The sequence below is a fragment of the Streptomyces malaysiensis subsp. samsunensis genome (assembly GCF_024519315.1).
GTDB lineage: Bacteria > Actinomycetota > Actinomycetes > Streptomycetales > Streptomycetaceae > Streptomyces > Streptomyces malaysiensis.
Genome location: NZ_JANIIC010000038.1, coordinates 11,859 through 30,117, shown reverse-complemented (window position 1 = coordinate 30,117; position 18,259 = coordinate 11,859). Strand labels below are relative to the sequence as shown.

Here is an 18,259-nt window from a genome sequence, read left to right as displayed (position 1 = left end):
GCGGCATCCGAGGAGCCGCCGATGCCGTCGCGTATCCGTGCAGCCGTCCATGCCGTCCATGCCGTTCATGCCGTCCATGCCGTCCGTGCCGTCCGTGCCGTCCGTGCCGTCCGTGCCGTCCACGTCGTCCATGCTGTCGTCAGCTCAGCCGTACGACCAGCCGTGGGGCGGGCGTTCGCCCCGGTGCTGCTGGCCGCGTGCCTGGTGGCCCCGGCCGCCCCTGGGCCCTGGGCCGCCACGGCTGCCGCCGCCGGTCCCGACTGGTCGGCGGCTCCCGCCGCCGGTGGCGGCGGCGCACCGGGCGCGGGCGACCGCCCGTACATCTATCTCGAAGGCGGACCGGGCGCCGTGCTCGAGGACAAGCTCTCGGTCACCAACCGGAGCGAGCGCCCCCGCACCGTCCGGCTGCGCGGCGGCGAAGGCGCCCCGATCGCGCTCGCCGAACGGCGGGTGACGGTGCCGCCCCGCACTCGCGCCGACATCCCCTTCACCGTCACCGTCCCCTCCGACGCGGTGCCCGGGGAACGCCCCGGCGCGGTCATGGTCTCCTCCGGCGGCCGCGAGATCGCGGTGCGGCTGCGGCTGCGGATCAGCGGTGCGACGCTGTCCGCCCTCTCCGTCGAGGACGTGACCGTCCAGGGCCGCGGCGAAGCGGCGGCCATCCGCTACGCCCTCGTCAACCGCGGCAACACCGTGCTGACCCCACGGCTCGCCGTACGCGCCGATGGGCTCTTCGGCCAGGTGCTGCGCCGCGACCCGCGCACCCTGCCGGTCGAACTGCCGCCCGGCAAACGGGTCCGGCTCACCGAGAGCTGGCCGGACCCGCCCGTCCTCGACTCGGTGGACGTACGGCTCACGGTCACCGCGGGCGGGGGCGCGCACGCCACGGCGACCGCCGGATACACGGCCGCCTCCTGGTGGCTGCTCGCACCGGCGGCGGCCGTCCTGGTGGGCGCCGGCGGAGGCGTCTGGCTGCTGCGCGGACGACGGCGCCGAGGCCACACCCCGCGACCGCGGCCGCGACCGGAGCCGCAAGCGCAGCCGCAACCGGAGAGCACAGGGGCAGGAGCGACCACGTGAACGCACGCCGATACGCAGCCACCCCGGCCCGGCCCTCCGCCGTGGTCACCGTGCTGGCCCTGGTCCTCCTCACCCTCGGTGCGCCCCTTACGGGCGGCGCCGCGGCGGCCGATGGCCCCACCGCGAAGGTCTCCGAGGCCGAGGCGGGCACGGGCGGCACGGTCACCGTGACCGGCGCCCGATGGCGGCCCCGTGCCCTGCTCACCCTGCTGATCTGCGGACAGAACATGATCGGCGGCACCAACTCCTGCGCCAACGGCGACGGCAGGGCGGTCACCGTCGGCGCGGACGGCACCTTCACCAAGAAGCTGCCGGTCGCCGAGCCGCCCAAACCCTGCCCCTGTGTCATCCATATAGCGACCGTCACCGGGGAAGCCGCCGCCGCGGACGTGGAGTTCAAGGTCGCCGGACATCCGGTGGCGCCGCTGCCGAAGGAGCGGACCGGAGGCGAGCGGCTGAGCGTGCTCTCGGCCCGGCTCGACGGATCCAGCGGGCTGCTGACCTGGTTCGGCGCCCCGCCGAGGCGGCAACTCGTCGTCACCGTCGGCAATCTCGGCTCGACCCCGGCCCGCGATCCGGTCTTCGACGTGGGCACCTCGCACGGCGTCTTCGCCCCCTCCTGGGAGGAGCAGCGCTGGCGGGGGAGGCTCCAGCCGGGGAAGAAGACGCAGGTCAAGCTGGACGTCGAACTGTCCGCCGGGGCCCATGGCGACTATCTGGTCTCGCTGCGCTACGGCCAGAAGCTGCTGGTCGAACAGCCGTGGGCGGTGGGGCGGCCCTGGGGCGTCACGCTCTTCTGGGTTCTGCTGTGCGTGGTGGTCTCGGCGTCGGTCTTCCGGATCGGCATGGCCGTCGTGGACAAGCTACGGCCCCGTACGTCCCGTGCCACACCACCGCCCTCGTCCGCGCCCTTGTCGTCAGGACCGGCCGCGGCGAGCGGCGCGCGTCCGGCGCTGCCCTGGTTCACCCCGGACACCGCGCCGGAGCCAGGGCCGCGCCTCCAGATTTCCGCACCGTCCGAGGAGATCCGACCGACCCCGAAAGGAACCACGTGAGATGCGACCAAGAGTGAGTGCGGCCGCCGTCGCGCTGCTGCTCGGCGGTGCGGGCGTGCTGCTCGGCGCGGGCAGCGCGGAGGGCGCCGAGGTCTCGTACAAGACCGAGTGCTTACCGCCCCCCATCTCCGGTCTGCCCCCGGTGGAGGGCACCACGACCGTGGCCGTCACGGCACCGGAGACGGCGAAGGTCGGGGACGAGGTCGAGGTGGTGTGGAAGACGGTGCAGGCCGCCTCCAAGAACCCGCCGATCCTCGACCTGGAGGCCGACACCGTGCTGCCGACCGGCACCGTCACGGTGGGCGGCGCACAGACCGGCGAAGTGTCCATGGAGGGACCGCGGGAGAACCCGGCGATCCCCAAGGGCGCTGAGATGAAGCTCTCCGACATGAAGGGGAAGCTGAAGCTCACCAAGGCGGGCGAGGTGACGCTGACGCCCGGCGGCTACAACATCAACGTCAGCAAGCCGCTGTCCACGGACACCAAGTGCTCGGCGAAGGAGGACGTCAAGGCCGCCGCGACCATCAAGGTGACGGACGGCGGCAGCGGTCCGGGCGGCACCACGAGTGGCACCACGAGCGGCACGACCAGCGGTACCACCAGTGGTACGACGAGCGGGACGACCAGCGGAACCACAAGTGGCACCACGAGCGGGACGACCAGTGGCACGACCGGCGGCTCCACGAGCGGTACCACCAGCGGCACCACCGGTGGCGGGGGCGGCGGAGGCGATTCGTACACCGGTAAGGAGATTCAGGTCCCCTACGCCTGCAAGACCCCCATCGGCGACAAGAACGCCACCTCCCCGGTGCAGATCAACGCCACCAAGAGCGGCGGGAACTTCGAGCTGACCGTCAAGTTCGGCAAGTCCGTGATGGACAGCCCGGCCGATATCCCCGCCGATTCGGTCAAGCCGTCGATGGCCGTCAAGGTCGGCGGTGCGGACAAGGGCACCGTCGCCGTGGCGGGGCCCACCAACAAGGAACCCATCAAGTCCGGTGATCCGATCGAGATCCCCGACCTCACCGGCACCTACAAGCCGGGCGCGAGCGGCAAGTCGACGCTCACCCCGGGGGTGCTGACGGTCAAGGCGCTCGGTACGACCACCACCTGCACCCCGTCCAAGGACCCCGGTGTCTCGCTCGAACTGGACACCACCGGCCAGCCCGGCGGCACCACCGGCGGTGGGTCGACCGGCGGCGGCAGCGACTCCGGGGGCGGCACCTCCGGTGGCGGCGGCACCTCGGGCAGCGGCGGTTCGGCCACCAGCGGCGGGCTCGCCGACACCGGTGCGAGCGACCACGGCGGGCTGAAGGCGCTCGCCCTGATCGCCGGTACCACCGTTCTGCTCGGCGGCGCCATCTTCACCCTCACCCCGTGGCGCAAGCTGCGCGGCACCACCCGCTGAGCCCGTAGAACCGCCGTACGGAACGGCGAAAGACCGCCGTACGGAACGGCGAAAGACCGCCGTACGGAACGGCGAAAGACCGCCGTACGGAACGGCGAAAGACCGCCGTACGGAACGGCGAAGGGCCCGGCGCGGACCTCCCGCGCCGGGCCCCTTCGTGGCCTCCAGGGACGTCAGCGCACGTCGGCCATCAACGCCACGACCTTCTTGCGGTACATGAAGACCGCGAAGCCCGCGAGCGCCGCCAAGGCGGCCTCCAGCGCGATCACCCCGACCCCGCTCAGATCGACCCCGGCGATGGACAGCAGCCCGGTGACACAGTCGCCCGCGGTCACCGCCAGGAACCACACGCCCATCATCTGGCTGGCGTACTTCGCCGGCGCCATCTTGGTGGTCACCGACAGGCCGACCGGCGAGAGGCACAGCTCGCCCATCGTCTGGATCATGTAGATCGACACCAGCCACAGCGGGCTGACCTTGGTGCCGTCCTGGGCCATGCCCATCGGCACGACGAAGACGAAGAACGAGGCACCGACCAGGACCAGGGCCATCGCGAACTTCAGCGTGGTGTTCGGCTCCCGGTCACGCCGCGCCAGCCACAGCCACATCCAGGCGAAGACCGGGGCCAGCGCCATGATCATCAGCGGGTTGACCGACTGGAACCACGACGACGGGAAGTGCAGCCCGAAGATCGTGTCCGCGGTCTTGGAGTCGGCGAAGGCCGACATCGTCGAACCGCCCTGGTCGTAGATCATCCAGAACACCGCGGCGGCCACGAAGAACCAGATGTAGCCGCTCACCTTGGTCTGCTCGACCGCCGAGAGCTCCCGGTCGCGCTTGATCCGGATCAGCACCCCGGTCGGGATGATCAGGCCCAGGATGGTGATCGGGATCAGCACCCAGTTGAGGGTCCAACTGCCGCTGAGCACCACGCCGGTGTAGAAGACCGCGGCGACGATCAGCCAGATCATCGCCTTGCGCAGCCAGCCGCGGCGCTCCTCGGCCGCCAGCGGGGTCGGGACGACGCTGCTCTCCGCGTTCAGATGGCGGGTGCCGATCAGGAACTGCGCCAGACCCAGCGCCATGCCCAGTGCGGCGAGCGCGAAGCCCAGGTGCCAGTTGTAGGACTGGCCGACGGTGCCGATCACCAGCGGGGCGGCGAAGGCACCGAGGTTGATGCCGATGTAGAAGATGGTGAAGCCGCCGTCCCGGCGCGGGTCCTGCGGACCGTCGTAGAGCTGGCCCACCATCGTCGAGATATTGGCCTTGATCAGACCGGAGCCGAGCGCCACCAGGCCGAGACCGGCGAAGAAGGTCGCCTGGCCGGGGACGGAGAGCGCCAGATGCCCGGCCATGACGATCCCGGAGGCGATCACCACCGTCTTGCGGGGACCCCAGACCCGGTCGCCGAACCAGCCGCCCGGCATGGCCAGCAGATAGACCATGGCCAGATACACCGAGTAGATGGCCACCGCGTTGCCCTCGGTCATCCCGAGGCCGCCGCCCTGTCCGCCGACCTTGGCGTCGGGGCCACCGGAGATCAGATAGACGACGAGAAGGGCCCGCATGCCGTAGAAGCTGAACCGCTCCCACATCTCGATCATGAAGAGAGTGGCCAGGCCCCGGGGGTGGCCGAAGAAGGTCTTGCCGCCGGCAGGGGTCCCCTGCGCGGTGGCGCCCTTCGTCAGGCTGGACGCCATGGTGGTGTTTCCTTGTGTGCTCAGAGAGCGCTGCCAGGCGGGGCCAGCGCCCTGGGGGGATGGCTGAGCGACTGAGCGGCCGGGCGTGGCCGGGCCGGTTGTGCCGGCCCCGTCCCGCTCCGGACATGACAGAGACCTTTGGGTGCACCATCGCCACCAAAGGTCCCGGAGGAGTGCTACAGACGTTGTTTCACCATACGACACGTTCTTGACACTCTTGGGGACGGTGAGAGATACCTCACGGGCGGGGGTGTGCAACCTTTCGTGCTCCGTTCGTCGCACCGTACGCGCCCCGTGCCCCGACCTCGGCGGACTACCATCACCCCCATGACCCGAGTACTGCTCGCCGAGGATGACGCATCCATCTCGGAGCCGCTCGCTCGCGCCCTGCGCCGCGAGGGGTACGAGGTCGAGGTGCGCGAGGACGGACCCACCGCGCTCGACGCCGGTCTGCAAGGGGGCGTCGACCTGCTCGTCCTCGACCTCGGCCTGCCCGGGATGGACGGGCTCGAGGTCTGTCGCCGGCTCCGTACGGAGGGCCATGGCTTTCCGGTGCTGGTGCTCACGGCCCGCGCGGACGAGGTGGACACGGTGGTCGGCCTGGACGCCGGCGCCGACGACTACGTCACCAAGCCGTTCCGGCTCGCCGAGCTGCTCGCCCGGGTGCGGGCGCTGCTGCGGCGCGGTGCCGTCGAGACGCAGCAACAGCAGCCGGCCACCCACGGGGTGCGGATCGATGTCGAGTCGCACCGCGCCTGGATGGGCGACGAGGAGCTCCAGCTGACCGCCAAGGAGTTCGATCTGCTGCGGGTCCTGGTCCGGGACGCCGGGCGGGTCGTCACCCGCGATCAGCTGATGCGCGAGGTGTGGGACACCACCTGGTGGTCCTCCACCAAGACCCTCGACATGCACATCTCCTGGCTGCGCAAGAAGCTCGGTGACGACGCGGCCAACCCCCGCTACATCGCCACCGTCCGGGGCGTCGGTTTCAGATTCGAGAAAAGCTGAGAAGGCTGAGAAAGCTGACCAGGGCTGACACGGTAGGGCAATGCGCCGTCGCTTGATCAACTCCACGCTCGCCGTGGTGCTCGTCGTCATCGCGGTCTTCGGCCTGTCGCTGGTGATCGTGGAGACGCGGACCATCGAGAACAGCGCCCAGGAGAGCGTGAGCTCCGACGCCGTGCGCCTGGTCAGCATCGTCGACAGCAGGCTGCTGGGCGGCGAGGGGGTCACCCCCCGGGTGCTGCGCGAGCAGATCGAGCCCGGCCGCTACGCCGTGATCAGGATGCCCGACCACCGCACTGTGGAGATCGGCAAGCGCCCCACGGGCAGTGTCATCTCCGCCAAGGAGACGGGTGAGCAGGGCGAGGTCGTACGGGTCGAGGCGTCCCGCTCCACGGTGAGCCGCGAGATCGGCCGCACCATGCTGATCATCCTCGCGGTCGCGCTGCTGGCCGTGCTCGCCGCGGTCGCCCTCGCCGTGCGCCAGGCGCACCGGCTCTCCGCCCCGCTCACCGATCTCGCGGAGACCGCGGAGCGGCTGGGCTCCGGGGACCCCCGGCCGCGCCACCGGCGCTACGGGGTGCCGGAGCTGGACCGGGTCGCCGATGTCCTGGACGCGAGCGCCGAGCGCATCGCCCGGATGCTCACCGCCGAGCGGCGGCTGGCCGCCGACGCCTCCCATCAGCTCCGTACGCCGCTGACCGCGCTGTCGATGCGGCTGGAGGAGATCACGCTCACCGACGACCCGGAGACGGTCAAGGAGGAGGCGACGATCGCGCTGGGCCAGGTGGAGCGGCTCACCGATGTCGTCCAGCGGCTGCTGACCAATTCACGCGATCCGCGCAGCGGCTCCGCGGTCGCCTTCGACCTGGACGAGGTCGTCAAGCAGCAGATCGAGGAGTGGCGCCCGGCCTCGCGCAGCGAGGGCCGCGCCATCGTGCGCTCGGGCAAGAAGGGGCTGCGCGCGGTGGGCACCCCGGGCGCGGTCGCCCAGGTGCTGGCCACGCTGATCGAGAACTCGCTGATGCACGGTGACGGTACGGTCGCGCTGCGTACCCGGGTCACCGGCAACCAGGCCGTGGTGGAGGTCTCCGACGAGGGGCCGGGGGTCTCGCCCGACCTGGGGGCGCGGGTCTTCGAGCGGACGGTCAGCGGCCGGAACTCCACCGGGCTGGGGCTCGCCGTGGCACGGGATCTGGCGGAGGCGGACGGCGGCCGGCTGGAGCTGCTTCAGCAGCATCCGCCGGTGTTCGCGCTCTTCCTCAGCCGCGAGGCCGAGGACGCCTCGGGCTCCTGAGCGGCCCTGAACCGCGCGGCCGGGCGCTACCTCGCCACCGCGCTACTTTCTGACCGGCTGCGTTCGGCGGTTGGCCTGGGCGGGCGGCGCCTCGGACAGAAAGGCTTCCGCGCGCTCGACGGCATCCCGCGCGGGCAGCGTCTGGAACACCCAGGTCCGGTAGGACCAGAAGCGGAAGAGGGTGCCCAGGCCGATGCCGAGGAACTTGAACACATTGCTCTGGAGCGAGCTGTCCCATCCGAAGCCGTAGGTGGCGCTGTAGAGCACACCGTTCTCGATGATCAGGCCGATGGCGCTGAACAGCAGAAAGAGGCTGAGTTCCTTGGTGCGGCCCTGCTTGTCGCGGTCCCGGTAGGTGAAGTACCGATATCCCAGGTAGTTGAAGCCGGTGGCGACCACCGTGGCCACGATGCTGGCCCGCACCACGGGCAGTTCGGTGACGCTGCGCACCAGGTTGAACACCGCGAGATTGACGAAGACGCCGGCACCGCCGACCACCCCGAACTTCGCGATCTCGCGGGCCAGTTGCCCCATCTGGGCGCGCAGCCCACCGAGTGTGCTCCGTTCACTCATGGTGATCGTTCAGCCCCGTCCTGTCGGCGTCAATCACTCCATGCTAACCAGCGGCCGTGCCCCCCGCTCTCCAGACCGCGATCGCGGCCCGGCGGGAATGTCTGGAGGTTCCTCCAACGCAGGTCAGGGCCGGTCGAAGGGGGAAGTTACCCTGGGAGGGTGACATTCCCGGTAGTCGGCATGGTCGGTGGCGGCCAGCTCGCCCGTATGACCCATGAGGCGGGCATCCCCCTCGGTATCAGGTTCAAGCTGCTCAGTGACACCCCGCAGGATTCGGCGGCCCAGGTGGTCAGCGATGTCGTCATCGGCGACTACCGCGACCTGGCCACCCTTCGTGCGTTCGCACAAGGCTGTGATGTGGTCACCTTCGATCATGAGCATGTCCCGGCCGAGCATCTGCGCGCCCTGGAAGCGGATGGCGTGGTCATCCGCCCCGGAGTCGAGGCGCTGTTGCACGCTCAGGACAAGGGTGTGATGCGCGAGCGGCTGCGGAACGCCGGTGTGCCGTGCCCCCGCCACCGCATCGTGACCGACCCCGAGGACGTCGCGCGATTCGCCGAGGAGGAGGGCGATGGCTATCCGGTCGTCCTCAAGACGGTGCGCGGCGGCTACGACGGCAAGGGCGTGTGGGTGGTCCGCGGTGTGGCGGAGGCGGCCGAGCCGTTCCGCGCGGGGGTGCCCGTCCTCGCCGAGGAAATGGTCGACTTCGCCCGTGAGCTCGCCGCCAATGTCGTACGGTCCCCGCACGGCCAGGCCGTCGCCTACCCCGTCGTGGAGTCGATCCAGGTGAACGGGGTCTGCGACACCGTGATCGCCCCGGCCCCCGGCCTCTCCGAGGAGCTGTCCGGCCAGGCGCAGGAGATGGCTCTGAAGATCGCGGCGGAGCTCGGGGTGGTCGGCCATCTCGCGGTCGAGCTGTTCGAGACCCGCGACGGCCGGCTGCTGGTCAACGAGCTGGCGATGCGCCCCCACAACTCCGGTCACTGGACCCAGGACGGCGCCGTCACCTCCCAGTTCGCCAACCATGTACGGGCCGTGCTGGACCTGCCGCTCGGCGACCCCAGGCCGCGTGCGCCGTGGACCGTGATGACCAATGTGCTCGGCGGCGACTACCCCGATATGTACGCGGCCTACCTGCACTGCATGGCGCGCGACCCGGCGCTCAAGATCCATATGTATGGCAAGGACGTGAAGCCCGGGCGCAAGGTCGGCCACGTCAACACCTACGGCGACGACCTGGCGGATGTGCGCGAGCGCGGCCGCCACGCCGCCGACTACCTCCGAGGGACCATCACCGAATGAGCGCTCCTGTGATCGGCATCGTCATGGGCTCCGACTCCGACTGGCCCGTCATGGAAGAAGCGGCCAAGGCCCTCGACGAGTTCGAGGTCCCCTACGAGGTGGATGTCGTCTCGGCACACCGCATGCCGCGCGAGATGGTCGCCTACGGGGAGAACGCGGCGGACCGCGGCCTCAAGGCGATCATCGCGGGCGCGGGCGGCGCCGCCCACCTCCCCGGCATGCTCGCGTCCGTCACCCCGCTGCCGGTGATCGGGGTGCCCGTACCGCTGAAGTACCTCGACGGCATGGACTCCCTGCTGTCGATCGTCCAGATGCCCGCGGGCGTGCCGGTGGCCACCGTCTCCGTGGGCGGCGCCCGCAACGCGGGCCTGCTCGCCGCCCGGATCCTGGCCGCCCACGACCCCGGACTCCAGGCCAAGATGCGCGAGTTCCAGAACGAGCTCAACACCCAGGCCACGGAAAAGGGCAAGCGCCTGCGAGCCAAGGCGAACGGCGCGGGATCCTTCGGCTTCGGCCACTGAACCAGCCAGCCCCTCCGGGAATTTCCAGCCCCTCCGGCGTTTGAGGAGCAACCCCAGCCCCTCCGGCGTTTGAGGAGCGGGGTCCAGGGGCGGAGCCCCGGCGGGGGCCTGGGGGCGGAGCCCCAAGTTCCGGGAAGGGGCGGGGTGGGGGCAAGCCCGCCGCAGGCGCCCCCACAACACGTGACTTCGTCACGCCCGGGGGCGAAAATGCCAAGATGACCGATCACCTCGCGCAAGCCCACGACCTGCTGGCCGCAAACCCCGTCGTGGACGGCCACAACGACTTCCCCTGGGCCCTGCGCGAGCAGGTCCGCTACGACCTCGACCAGCGCGACATGGCCGCCGACCTCACCGCGTACACCCACACCGACATCCCCCGCCTACGGGCCGGCGGCGTAGGCGCCCAGTTCTGGTCGGTCTACGTACGCTCGGACTTCAGCGGCGACACCGCCGTCAGCGCCACCCTCGAACAGATCGACGTTGTCCGCCGTTTCACCGAGCGGTACGCGACCACGCTGCGCCCCGCCTTCACCGCCGACGACATGGAGGCGGCGCGGACCGAGGGCCGCATCGCCTCCCTCATGGGCGCCGAGGGCGGCCACAGCATCAACTGCTCCATGGCCACCCTGCGCACCCTGTACGACCTGGGCGTGCGGTACATGACGCTCACCCACAACGACAACGTCCCCTGGGCCGACTCGGCCACCGACGAGCCGAAGGCGCACGGCCTCACCCGCTTCGGCGAGGAGGTGGTGCGCGAGATGAACCGCCTGGGCATGCTCGTGGACCTCTCCCATGTCTCGGCCGACACCATGCGGGACGCGCTCCGGGTGACCGAGGCGCCCGTGGTCTTCTCGCACTCCTCCGCACGCGCCGTCTGCGACCATCCGCGCAACATCCCGGACGATGTGCTGGAGCTGCTGCCCGCCAACGGGGGCGTGGCGATGGCCACTTTCGTCCCCAAGTTCGTCCTGCCCGAGGCGGTCGCCTGGACCCGGGAGGCGGACGAGAACATGCGCGCCCATGGTCTGCATCCGCTGGAGATGACGCCCGCCGCGATGAAGGTCCAGCGCACCTTCGAGGAGGCCAATCCGCGCCCCCTGGCCACCGTGTCGACCGTCGCCGACCATCTGGACCATATGCGCGAGGTGGCGGGCATCGACCACATCGGCATCGGCGGCGACTTCGACGGCACCGCGTTCACCCCGGAGGGCCTCAGCGATGTCGCGGGCTATCCGAACCTGGTCGCCGAACTCCTCGACCGCCGCTGGTCATCGGCCGACCTCGCCAAGCTGACCTGGCAGAACGCGGTCCGTACGCTGCGCGGTGCCGAGGATGTGGCGCGCACCGCGCAGACCACGCGCGGCCCGTCCCTGGCGACCATCGATCAGTTGGACGGCGCCGAGTAAGGCCGTTCGGCCACGTACCGCCTCGCCCCTGCCGGACCTCGTCCGGCAGGGGCGAGGCGGTTACGCCATCGGGCGGCCGAGCGCCCGGTAGGTCCACCCGGCGTCGCGCCAGACGTCGGGGTCCAGGGCGTTGCGCCCGTCGAGGATGCGGCGCTCGGCGACCACGGTCCCGAGGATCGCCGGGTCCAGCTCGCGGAACTCGCGCCACTCGGTGAGGTGCAGCACCGCATGGGCGCCCTCCGCCGCCTCGGCCGCGCTCGCCGCGTAGGCGAGGGTCGGGAAGAGGGCGCGGGCGTTGGCCATGCCCTTGGGGTCGAAGACGGTGACCTGGGCGCCCTGGAGCTGTATCTGGCCGGCCACATTGAGCGCGGGGGAGTCCCGGACGTCGTCGGAGTCGGGCTTGAAGGTGGCGCCCAGCACCGCGACCCGCTTGCCGAGGAAGCTGCCGCCGACGGCCTCGCGGGCCAGCTCGACCATATGGCCGCGGCGCCGCATGTTGATCGAGTCGACCTCGCGGAGGAAGGTCAGCGCCTGGTCGGCGCCGAGTTCACCGGCGCGCGCCATGAAGGCCCGGATGTCCTTGGGCAGACAGCCGCCGCCGAAGCCGATCCCGGCCCGCAGGAACTTCTTGCCGATGCGCTCGTCGTAGCCGATGGCCTCGGCCAGCTTGACCACATCGCCGCCCGCCGCCTCGCAGACCTCGGCCATGGCGTTGATGAAGGAGATCTTGGTGGCCAGGAAGGAGTTGGCCGCGACCTTCACCAGCTCGGCGGTCGGGAAGTCGGTCACCACGAACGGCGAGCCCTCGCCGATGGGCGTCTGGTACACCTCGCGGAGCAGCTTCTCGGCCCGGTCGCCGGCGACGCCGACCACGATCCGGTCCGGGTGCAGGGTGTCCTGGACGGCGAACCCCTCGCGCAGGAACTCCGGGTTCCAGGCGAGCTCCGCGTCCGCCCCCACCGGGGCCAGCTCGGCCAGCCGGGCCGCGAGCAGGTCGGCGCTGCCGACCGGCACCGTGGACTTGCCCACGACCAGCGCGGGGCGGCGCAGATGCGGGGCGAGCGAGTCCACCGCGGCGTTCACATAACTCATGTCACATGCGTACTCGCCGTGCTTCTGCGGGGTGTTCACACAGATGAAGTGGATGTCGCCGAACTCCCCGGCCTCCTCGTAGGAGGTGGTGAAGCGCAGCCGCCCGGTGGCGCCCTCGATCCCCGCGGTATGGCGCCGCAGCAGATCCTCGAGGCCGGGCTCGTACATGGGCACCCGGCCCTGTGTGAGCATCGCGATCTTCTCGGGTACGACGTCGAGGCCGAGCACCTCGAAGCCGAGCTCCGCCATGGCCGCTGCGTGGGTGGCGCCGAGGTATCCGGTGCCGATCACGGTGATCTTGAGGGCCATGCAGTGCTCCAGAACGGTCGATCGCAGATGCGGTGCCTGAGCATAGTCGGGACCGCGGGACGGCTCAGCCGACTCTGTCAGGTAGGTCACGTATACCTACCGGGGCATCGCCCCTAGAATTCAGTTACTTAACGGTAGTTAGCACTTTTGGGGAGTGAGAGGCTTGGCGTCCTCGGTGAACGACTTCGACCTGTACCGGCCGTCGGAGGAGCACGACATGCTCCGTGACGCCGTCCGCTCTCTCGCCGAGGCGAAGATAGCCCCCTATGCCGCCGAGGTCGACGAGGAGGGCCGCTTCCCGCAGGAGGCGCTGGACGCCCTGGTCGCGAACGATCTCCACGCGGTACACGTCCCCGAGTCCTACGGCGGCTCGGGCGCGGACGCGCTGGCCACCGTGATCGTCATCGAGGAGGTGGCCCGGGTCTGCGCCTCCTCCTCCCTGATCCCGGCGGTCAACAAGCTGGGCTCGCTGCCGGTCATCCTCTCCGGCTCCGAGGAGCTGAAGAAGAAGTACCTGGCCCCGCTCGCCAAGGGCGACGCGATGTTCTCCTACTGTCTCTCCGAGCCCGACGCGGGCTCGGACGCGGCGGGGATGAAGACCAAGGCGGTGCGCGACGGCGACACCTACGTACTCAACGGCGTCAAGCGCTGGATCACCAACGCCGGGGTCTCCGAGTACTACACGGTGATGGCCGTCACCGACCCCGAGAAGCGCTCCAAGGGCATCTCCGCCTTCGTCGTCGAGAAGTCCGACGAGGGCGTGTCCTTCGGCGCCCCCGAGAAGAAGCTCGGCATCAAGGGCTCCCCGACCCGCGAGGTCTACCTCGACAACGTCCGCATCCCCGCCGACCGGATGATCGGCGCCGAGGGCACCGGCTTCGCCACCGCCATGAAGACCCTCGACCACACCCGGATCACCATCGCCGCCCAGGCCCTCGGCATCGCCCAGGGCGCCCTCGACTACGCCAAGGGGTACGTCAAGGAGCGCAAGCAGTTCGGCAAGCCGATCGGCGACTTCCAGGGCATCCAGTTCATGCTCGCCGACATGGCGATGAAGCTGGAGGCCGCCCGGCAGCTCACCTACGCGGCGGCGGCCAGGTCCGAGCGGGTGTCCGCCGGGAGCGCCAAGGAGGACCTGACGTTCTTCGGCGCCGCGGCCAAGTGCTACGCCTCCGACGCCGCGATGGAGATCACCACCGACGCCGTCCAGCTCCTCGGCGGCTACGGCTACACCCGCGACTACCCGCTCGAGCGGATGATGCGCGACGCCAAGATCACGCAGATCTACGAGGGCACCAACCAGGTGCAGCGCATCGTGATGGCGCGCAACCTTCCGTAACCCTCCGGGACCAACGAGCGGCGCCGGGCCCGATCGGGCCCGGCGCCGCTCGTCCGTCCGGTCCGGATCAGTTGCCGGAGACGGTGACCTTCTCGTCGTTCTTCAGCTCGCCCATCAGCTGCTTGACCTTGGTCATGTCCCACTGCACCGCGCTGCCCTTGGAGGTGGCGAGGCCGGGATTGGAGACGGGCATGTTCATCTGCTTGCCGTCGCCGCCGGAGACGCTCTTCATCGCGAAGAACATGTCCTTCACGTCCCACAGGCTCATGTCCTTGTCGACGACCAGGTTGTCCAGGCCGGCGCCCATCGTCGGGTAGAGCTTGAAGGGGTTCAGGACGGTGCTCGGCGAGGCCGCCTTGTTGGCCAGGGCGGAGAGGAACTTCTGCTGGTTCTTGGTGCGGTCCAGGTCGCCGCCCGCGAGGCCGTAGCGCTGCCGGACGAAGGCGAGCGCCTGCTGGCCGTTCAGCGTCTGCTTGCCCTTCTTCAGGTCATTGCCGGACTTCTTGTCCTTCATGTCCTGCGGGATGTCGATGTCGACACCGCCGACGCCGTCCACGAGGTTGGCGAAGCCGTCGAAGCCGATCTCCGCGTAGTGGTCGATCTTCAGACCGGTGTTGTACTCGATGGTGCGGACGAGCAGCCCGGGGCCCTCGGAGGAGTACGACGCGTTCAGCTTGTTCTGGCTCTGCGGGATCCGCCGGCCGCTCTCCGAACCGGTGAAGGCCGGGATGGTGACCCAGGAGTCACGCGGGAGGCTGACCATGGTGTTGCCGTTGTCACCGACATGGAGAAGGATCATGGAGTCGGTGCGGCGGCCGTCGGCCGAGCCGGTGTGCAGCTTCTTCTTGTCCTCGTCGGACATGCCCTCGCGGCTGTCCGAACCCACGATCAGGTAGTTGGTGCCCTTGCCGCCGCCCGGCCGGTCCTCGACCTTGCTGAGGTCGACCTCGCGGCGGAGCTTGGAGTCGGCCCAGAAGTAGGTGCCGATGCCGACGGCGAGCAGCAGGACGATCAGGGTGACCAGGCCGATGGTTATCCGGCGCTTCCAGTTCTTCGGCCTCACCGGACGCGGGCCGGGGCCGCCCGGACCACCGGGGCCGTAGGGGTCGCCGCCGCCGGGCCCGCCGTTGCCGTGGCCGTAGACCTGCCCGGTGTTGTAGCCGTCGTCGTAATCGTCATAGCCCTGGGACGCCTGCTGCCGCGGGATGGTGCCGTGGGGCGAGAGGTCGGGCGGGAGCGGCGGCTCGTGGTGCGGCGGTGGACCGCCCGCACCGGGTGCCGCACGTCTCACTTGCGGCATGGCGCGCGCCCCTTCCGGCTCGGCGCTGCCGCTACCACGTCCGTACCGGCCGCTGCCGTCGCCGGTGAATCCTTGGGGCCATTCGCTCATGCAAGGCAGTGTGCCTGGTCGGGTGGGTCGCATTACAGGGTGGGGGCCGGATCGCGGCACGGCTGTTGCAGACCTGATAAGAATCTCGTCCGCATAAGGTGGGCGGCATGACCAATCAGGCCCAGGATGCGGAACTGGAGCTTCTGGGTAAGCCCACCTCCGCCTCTCGTACCACGCTGTCACGCATCATGACAGGCAGTGACACCAATCTCCTCGGGACCGTTCACGGCGGCGTCATCATGAAGCTGGTGGACGCGGCGGGAGCGGTCGCCGGACGCCACTCCGAGGGGCCCGCGGTCACCGCGTCGATGGACGAGATGGCCTTTCTCGAACCCGTCAGAGTCGGCGACCTCGTCCACGGTTAGTCCCCTAAGGCATAAACCCGCTGACCAGCGGGAACGCGGCGAGCAGCTACAGGCGGCCCCGACGCTGTCACAGCAAGGCGTCGGGGCCGTCCGCTTATGGTGGTGTCATGACTGATCAGGGCCCTACGTCGGCAGGGGACGACCTTCCCGGCAAGCCGACATCGGCGTCGCGTACGACGCTGTCCCACATCATGACGGCCGCCGACACCAACCTGCTCGGTACCGTCCATGGTGGCGTGATCATGAAGTTGGTGGACGACGCGGCCGGAGCGGTCGCGGGGCGGCACTCGGGCGGCCCCGCCGTAACGGCGTCCATGGATGAGATGGCGTTTCTCCTGCCCGTCCGTGTGGGCGATCTTGTGCATGTTCACGCACAGTGCAATTGGACTGGCCGTACGTCCATGGAGATCGGCGTACGGGTCGAGGCCGAGCGCTGGAACGAGTCGACGCCGGCGCAGCAGGTCGGATCGGCCTACCTGGTGTTCGCCGCGGTTGACGCCGACGGCAAGCCGCGCGCGGTCCCCCCTGTGCTTCCGGAGACGGAACGCGACAAGCGGCGCTTTGAAGAGGCACAGATCAGGCGTACGCACCGGCTTGCCCGGCGCCGCGCGATTCGAGAGCTGCGCGAGCAGCGTCCGAGCGAGTAAAACGCGGATACCCCCGCCGGGAGATCCCGACGGGGGTGTGTGGTGGCGAGCTCAGCTCAGCTCGGCTTGCCACTTCCCGCGGCCGAGGAAGGTACGGCCGTCGGGCATGATGTCCACCCGGGCCCCTCGCACCGGTAGCTCGCCGTGACTCAGCCAGTAGTCGCGGACCTTGTCGAGGGCGTCCCATAGCCGGCGGGGGCCGCCCTGGTGCACGGTGGGCCGCTCGTTCCCGGTCGCCGTCGCACGGGCCCACGATCCGTCGGCGTGTGCCATGAGCGCGACGCGCTGCTCGCCGTCCTCCCGGTACTCGTGCTCGATACCGGGTGTCTCGATGTCGAGCATGGAGGCGAGGTCCCACGCGTTCGCCACGTCGACGACGGGGTACGGACCGCGGGTCACTTCGTCTCCGTCCAACTCCGCGGCCTTGGCGAGGCGAACGGTCGCGCCGGGCGGGTAGTCGTCACCGTGGCGCGCGTGCATGAACCCTGCCCGGTCCCACTCGACGCGCCCGGTCGCGCCCCCGTCCTGGTCCTTCTCGGCCGTGACGAGAAGGGAGGTACCGGCGATCGTGGTCACCAGCCGACCGCCGGGGCGAAGCACCCGGAGCCAGCCTGCGGGGATGGTGCGTACAGACACGGTGGCGACGATCCGATCGAAGCTCGCGGGGTCGTACGGCAGGTCCCCGGTCGCGTCGAACGTGTCGAGCGTGGGAGCGACCCCAGCCTCGCTCACCCGCTTGCGGGCGATCTCGGTCAGGTAGAGGTCGACGTCGACGCTTGTCACCTGCTCGTCGCTCAGTCGGCGGGCAGCGAGGGCGGCCCCGTACCCGCTTCCCGTGCCCACATCGAGCAGCCGGTCGCCATCGTCGACGCGGGCATGCTGGAACATGCCCACCACCAGGCTTGGCAGCGTGGCCGAGGACGTCGGCCGGCCGTGCGGCCGGTCGGCCTCCGTGGCGTAGTCGGCGTGTAAGGGACCGACACGGGTCACGAGCGAGGTGTCGCGGTACGCCGCGTCGAGCCAGCGATTCGGGTCTGAGGGGCCGTCGTGCAGCTCCCAGCCGTCCGAACCGCGCTCCCACCATCGGGGGACGAACAGATGCCGTGGCGTAGCGGCGACGGCCGGCGCCCATCGGGAGTGCCGGTGTGTCGCGGCGCCGGCCAGAGCGACGGCGCGGGTGGACCAGTTCACGCGTGAACTCCAAGGGAGGGAGGCGGGGCGGGTGCGAAGTGCTTCGGGGCTTAAGCGGGAACAGTCCCGCCTGTCGCGTAAGCAGAAGGGATCGAAGAACCGGGATAAGCAGCGCCGGAAGGTCGCCCGAGCCCACGCCAGGGTGGCGGATGCGCGACGGGACTTCCATCACAGATGGTCTTCGAAGCTGGCCCGTGAGAACCAAGCGGCCTCCGCGGAGTCCTTATCGGTGCGAGCCCTCGCCTGTGGCATACACGCCAAGTCCGTCCATGACGCCGGCTGGGCATCTTTCCTCAGCATGCTTGCATACAAGATGACCCGGTACGGGCGCATATTCACCAAGATCGCCCGGGACTTCCCCTCCAGTCAGGTGTGCTGCCGGTGTGGACACGCTGGGGCCCGCCGCCGGTAACGGCGTCGGTAAAAGCCTGCGAAGCGCTGTAAGTCCCACACGGTCGGAAATCGTGAGGCCCGCGCACAACCCCTCACCGAAAGGAGAGGGAGGAACCAGGAAACACCGGGGTCCTCGGCTCACCACACGAGCTGAGGACGGACGGAGTCTCTCCCTCTTCACGAGGG

The 18,259-nt window shown here is 69.9% G+C and carries 16 protein-coding genes and 1 pseudogene; 12 read left to right on the top strand and 5 right to left on the bottom strand.

What is annotated here, in order from left to right; all coding sequences use genetic code 11:
- Positions 1–21 precede the first annotated feature (21 nt).
- Genes NQU54_RS28855 through NQU54_RS28845 form a run of 3 tightly spaced genes read left to right on the top strand, consistent with a single transcriptional unit; the run spans position 22 to position 3,543 of the window.
- On the top strand, positions 22–1,080 hold the full coding sequence (locus NQU54_RS28855; RefSeq protein WP_257633629.1) for a COG1470 family protein: 1,059 nt from the start codon (positions 22–24) through the stop codon (positions 1,078–1,080).
- Complete coding sequence (locus tag NQU54_RS28850; RefSeq protein WP_257633628.1) at positions 1,077–2,135, top strand: hypothetical protein; 1,059 nt, start codon at positions 1,077–1,079, stop codon at positions 2,133–2,135. Before NQU54_RS28855 ends, NQU54_RS28850 begins: the two co-directional genes overlap by 4 nt.
- Before the next feature lies 1 nt (position 2,136).
- Positions 2,137–3,543 (top strand): hypothetical protein, encoded by a 1,407-nt coding sequence (locus NQU54_RS28845; RefSeq protein ID WP_257633627.1) that lies wholly within the window; start codon positions 2,137–2,139, stop codon positions 3,541–3,543.
- A 173-nt stretch (positions 3,544–3,716) separates the two neighbouring features.
- Here the strand turns inward: NQU54_RS28845 and NQU54_RS28840 are convergent, their stop codons facing one another.
- Complete coding sequence (locus NQU54_RS28840; RefSeq protein WP_257633626.1) at positions 3,717–5,243, bottom strand: peptide MFS transporter; 1,527 nt, start codon at positions 5,241–5,243, stop codon at positions 3,717–3,719.
- A 327-nt stretch (positions 5,244–5,570) separates the two neighbouring features.
- On the opposite strand from NQU54_RS28840, the gene NQU54_RS28835 reads away from it, so the two are divergent.
- Positions 5,571–6,251, top strand: coding sequence for a response regulator transcription factor (locus NQU54_RS28835; protein ID WP_014061218.1), 681 nt, complete (start codon positions 5,571–5,573; stop codon positions 6,249–6,251).
- Between the two features lie 40 nt (positions 6,252–6,291).
- Complete coding sequence (locus NQU54_RS28830) at positions 6,292–7,542, top strand: sensor histidine kinase (RefSeq protein ID WP_069873336.1); 1,251 nt, start codon at positions 6,292–6,294, stop codon at positions 7,540–7,542.
- A 42-nt stretch (positions 7,543–7,584) separates the two neighbouring features.
- Here the strand turns inward: NQU54_RS28830 and NQU54_RS28825 are convergent, their stop codons facing one another.
- A complete protein-coding gene (locus NQU54_RS28825; RefSeq protein WP_257633625.1) occupies positions 7,585–8,115 on the bottom strand; it encodes a GtrA family protein in 531 nt (176 codons plus the stop codon).
- A 159-nt stretch (positions 8,116–8,274) separates the two neighbouring features.
- Here NQU54_RS28825 and NQU54_RS28820 point away from each other — a divergent pair, with 159 nt between their 5' ends.
- The 3 genes from NQU54_RS28820 (at position 8,275) to NQU54_RS28810 (ending at position 11,347) form a co-directional block, all read left to right on the top strand.
- Positions 8,275–9,417 carry a 5-(carboxyamino)imidazole ribonucleotide synthase gene (locus NQU54_RS28820; protein ID WP_257633624.1) on the top strand — a complete coding sequence of 381 codons (1,143 nt, stop codon included), beginning with the start codon at positions 8,275–8,277 and terminating at the stop codon, positions 9,415–9,417.
- The gene (gene purE / locus NQU54_RS28815) at positions 9,414–9,938 is read left to right on the top strand and encodes a 5-(carboxyamino)imidazole ribonucleotide mutase (RefSeq protein WP_257633623.1); all 525 of its coding nucleotides are present in this window, start codon (positions 9,414–9,416) and stop codon (positions 9,936–9,938) included. Before NQU54_RS28820 ends, purE begins: the two co-directional genes overlap by 4 nt.
- A 215-nt stretch (positions 9,939–10,153) precedes the next feature.
- Positions 10,154–11,347, top strand: coding sequence for a dipeptidase (locus NQU54_RS28810; protein ID WP_257633622.1), 1,194 nt, complete (start codon positions 10,154–10,156; stop codon positions 11,345–11,347).
- A 60-nt stretch (positions 11,348–11,407) separates the two neighbouring features.
- Here NQU54_RS28810 and NQU54_RS28805 read toward each other — a convergent pair whose 3' ends face one another.
- Positions 11,408–12,748: a UDP-glucose dehydrogenase family protein gene (locus tag NQU54_RS28805; RefSeq protein ID WP_069873326.1), complete on the bottom strand. Its 1,341-nt coding sequence runs from the start codon at positions 12,746–12,748 to the stop codon at positions 11,408–11,410.
- A gap of 163 nt (positions 12,749–12,911) precedes the next feature.
- Here NQU54_RS28805 and NQU54_RS28800 point away from each other — a divergent pair, with 163 nt between their 5' ends.
- Positions 12,912–14,087 carry an acyl-CoA dehydrogenase gene (locus tag NQU54_RS28800; RefSeq protein WP_257633621.1) on the top strand — a complete coding sequence of 392 codons (1,176 nt, stop codon included), beginning with the start codon at positions 12,912–12,914 and terminating at the stop codon, positions 14,085–14,087.
- Between the two features lie 67 nt (positions 14,088–14,154).
- Here the strand turns inward: NQU54_RS28800 and NQU54_RS28795 are convergent, their stop codons facing one another.
- Entirely contained in the window at positions 14,155–15,477 is a 1,323-nt protein-coding gene (locus NQU54_RS28795; RefSeq protein WP_257633620.1) for an LCP family protein, read from the bottom strand.
- Between the two features lie 107 nt (positions 15,478–15,584).
- Between NQU54_RS28795 and NQU54_RS28790 the strand changes: the two are divergent.
- Positions 15,585–15,836: pseudogene (locus NQU54_RS28790) on the top strand (acyl-CoA thioesterase); the annotation flags it as partial.
- 113 nt (positions 15,837–15,949) lie between these two features.
- Positions 15,950–16,489 (top strand): acyl-CoA thioesterase, encoded by a 540-nt coding sequence (locus NQU54_RS28785; protein ID WP_198269208.1) that lies wholly within the window; start codon positions 15,950–15,952, stop codon positions 16,487–16,489.
- A 51-nt stretch (positions 16,490–16,540) separates the two neighbouring features.
- On the opposite strand, the gene NQU54_RS28780 is transcribed toward NQU54_RS28785, so the two are convergent.
- The gene (locus tag NQU54_RS28780; protein WP_257633619.1) at positions 16,541–17,680 is read right to left on the bottom strand and encodes a methyltransferase domain-containing protein; all 1,140 of its coding nucleotides are present in this window, start codon (positions 17,678–17,680) and stop codon (positions 16,541–16,543) included.
- Here NQU54_RS28780 and NQU54_RS28775 point away from each other — a divergent pair.
- Positions 17,667–18,092 (top strand): RNA-guided endonuclease InsQ/TnpB family protein, encoded by a 426-nt coding sequence (locus NQU54_RS28775; RefSeq protein ID WP_308408507.1) that lies wholly within the window; start codon positions 17,667–17,669, stop codon positions 18,090–18,092. The two genes, NQU54_RS28780 and NQU54_RS28775, sit on opposite strands and share 14 nt — an antisense overlap.
- Positions 18,093–18,259: the final 167 nt, after the last annotated feature.

Bases quoted from the DNA above. Each gene is read 5' to 3' on its own strand.
- NQU54_RS28830 (WP_069873336.1), top strand. From the start codon at position 6,292: ATGCGCCGTCGCTTGATCAACTCCACGCTCGCCGTGGTGCTCGTCGTC.
- NQU54_RS28795 (WP_257633620.1), bottom strand. From the start codon at position 15,477: ATGAGCGAATGGCCCCAAGGATTCACCGGCGACGGCAGCGGCCGGTAC.
- NQU54_RS28835 (WP_014061218.1), top strand. From the start codon at position 5,571: ATGACCCGAGTACTGCTCGCCGAGGATGACGCATCCATCTCGGAGCCG.
- NQU54_RS28785 (WP_198269208.1), top strand. From the start codon at position 15,950: ATGACTGATCAGGGCCCTACGTCGGCAGGGGACGACCTTCCCGGCAAG.
- NQU54_RS28855 (WP_257633629.1), top strand. From the start codon at position 22: ATGCCGTCGCGTATCCGTGCAGCCGTCCATGCCGTCCATGCCGTTCAT.
- NQU54_RS28845 (WP_257633627.1), top strand. From the start codon at position 2,137: ATGCGACCAAGAGTGAGTGCGGCCGCCGTCGCGCTGCTGCTCGGCGGT.
- NQU54_RS28840 (WP_257633626.1), bottom strand. From the start codon at position 5,243: ATGGCGTCCAGCCTGACGAAGGGCGCCACCGCGCAGGGGACCCCTGCC.
- NQU54_RS28805 (WP_069873326.1), bottom strand. From the start codon at position 12,748: ATGGCCCTCAAGATCACCGTGATCGGCACCGGATACCTCGGCGCCACC.
- NQU54_RS28810 (WP_257633622.1), top strand. From the start codon at position 10,154: ATGACCGATCACCTCGCGCAAGCCCACGACCTGCTGGCCGCAAACCCC.
- NQU54_RS28825 (WP_257633625.1), bottom strand. From the start codon at position 8,115: ATGAGTGAACGGAGCACACTCGGTGGGCTGCGCGCCCAGATGGGGCAA.
- purE (WP_257633623.1), top strand. From the start codon at position 9,414: ATGAGCGCTCCTGTGATCGGCATCGTCATGGGCTCCGACTCCGACTGG.